The sequence below is a fragment of the Candidatus Manganitrophaceae bacterium genome, assembly GCA_012960925.1.
Taxonomy (GTDB): domain Bacteria; phylum Nitrospirota; class Nitrospiria; order SBBL01; family JAADHI01; genus DUAG01.
Genome location: DUAG01000068.1, coordinates 1 through 1,788 on the forward strand (window position 1 = coordinate 1; position 1,788 = coordinate 1,788).

At 46.3% G+C, this 1,788-nt stretch carries 4 protein-coding genes; all 4 read left to right on the plus strand.

What is annotated here, in order from left to right; all coding sequences use genetic code 11:
* Nucleotides 1–227 precede the first annotated feature (227 nt).
* On the plus strand, nt 228–479 hold the full coding sequence (locus EYQ01_10055; protein HIE66126.1) for a septum formation initiator family protein: 252 nt from the start codon (nt 228–230) through the stop codon (nt 477–479).
* A 268-nt stretch (nt 480–747) separates the two neighbouring features.
* The gene (locus EYQ01_10060; protein ID HIE66127.1) at nt 748–1,044 is read left to right on the plus strand and encodes a transposase; all 297 of its coding nucleotides are present in this window, start codon (nt 748–750) and stop codon (nt 1,042–1,044) included.
* The gene (locus EYQ01_10065; protein ID HIE66128.1) at nt 1,041–1,298 is read left to right on the plus strand and encodes a hypothetical protein; all 258 of its coding nucleotides are present in this window, start codon (nt 1,041–1,043) and stop codon (nt 1,296–1,298) included. The genes EYQ01_10060 and EYQ01_10065 overlap by 4 nt, the downstream gene beginning before the upstream one ends.
* 54 nt (nt 1,299–1,352) lie before the next feature.
* Entirely contained in the window at nt 1,353–1,682 is a 330-nt protein-coding gene (locus EYQ01_10070; GenBank protein HIE66129.1) for a hypothetical protein, read from the plus strand.
* The last annotated feature ends 106 nt before the right edge of the window (nt 1,683–1,788 follow it).

Here is a 1,788-nt window from a genome sequence, read left to right on the forward strand (position 1 = left end):
GGCTGACTCAGATCACTACCGATGACAACGCCAGACCCGATTGGATTGTCATGAGACCAGACATAGGTTAAGGCACCTGGCCCAATGGAATTCCCGCCATTGAGTTCAACGAGAATGCCCCCCGTCAAGATATTATAGCCTCTGGAAATGACCGCGTGCACGCCATCAATCGGCAATCCTCTCGTTTCTAGCGTATCGACCGAAACCTTTGATTCCGCACTTCTTCCATGACTGGAATCAAATACAACTCTTTCTTTTTTGGCGGGATGGGCTTCTTTAAGGCGATAAATATGCGAAAGAACCACACCGCCGTCCAGGAAGATATTCGTTCTCTGAAAAGAGAAAACATTCAACTCTCTCAGCGCATCGAGGGATTGAAGAATGACCCTCTTTATATCGAACGTCTCGCTCGGGACCGCCTCGGTCTCGTCAAAGAGGGGGAACTGGTCTATGAGTTCTTCCCCGAAAGCAAACCCTGATGATAACGATCCAGCACACCCCTATTTTTCTCCATGGCGGCGTTTCTATGGTGCTCGAATCCTCAGGTATGGACACATACGTTACGGTTCTGTGCTCCTCGCGCCTTGCCCTGAAGCTTAATACAGGCATGTTGAAATCATTATCCATGACATTCTGAGATAAGGAACACTGACCTTATCCTTCCGATCCGGTTTTATCGCAATGAGGTGGTCTGGGTTTAGTGGACACATTTCTTAGAGTGGATTATGTTCATTCAGGAGGTGTTCAATGAGAAAAAAGGGAAGACGGTTTCATACAAAAGCATTCAAAGAAGAGGCAGTAAAGCTGATCAAAGAGCAAGGGTACCCGATATCAGAGGCTGCGAGAAACTTGGGGGTGAGCGCAAGTGTTCTTGGGCGATGGAAGAGAGAATTCGAAGCAAGCCAAGGAGATCAATCTGATCCGGGGAATCTGGCCAGTCTGAAAGCAGAATTAAAGCGCCTGCGGAAGAAAAATAAACGATTGGAAATGGAGCGTGAAATCTTAAAAAAAGCGGCCACCTTCTTTGCGAGAGAATCAGGATGAGGTATCAATTTGTTGATATTGAGGAGAAGGTATATCCGATCATCTTGATTTTTGATGTGATGCGAGTGAGTAGAAGTGGATATTATTCCTGGCGTTCAAGAGCAAAATTAGCCCGAGAGCGAGAGGATGAGCAGCTTATTCCAATGGTCAAAGAGGCGGCCAGAGTATCTGGAAGGACTTATGGTTCACGCCGTATCCGAGAAGAATTAAAAGAAAATGGACACCTCTGTGGGGCCACAAAGCACGCAGGCTGATGGAGTTGGCCGGAGCCACTGCCCGAAGAAGAAAGAAGTTCAAGGTGACAACGGATGGCCATCTGGCATTGCCGTCCGAAGGCGGGTCTGATCTTTCATTCAGATCGAGGCAGCCAATATTGTAGCCATAATTTTCTAAATCTACTGAAAACTCACAAGATGCTCAGCAGCATGAGCCGGAAAGGGAACTGCTGGGACAACACCGTAGCAGAAAGCTTCTTCGGGAGTTTGAAAACTGAGCGAGTGTATTTTTCAAAATACAACACTCGAGAAGAAGCAAGAAGAGATGTTGTTGATTACATCAAAATGTTCTATAACAGCAAACGATGGCACTCGACTCTCGGTTATTTGAGTCCAAGGGAATTTGAGGAGAGATGGCTTTAAAAAAAAACGGCCTAAGAAAACTGTCCATTTTTATCAGACCAGGTCAATCAAGGTTTCCTGGAATGCCATCTTCTTGGCAAATGCGTTGCTTTTTTTTGAGGATGGG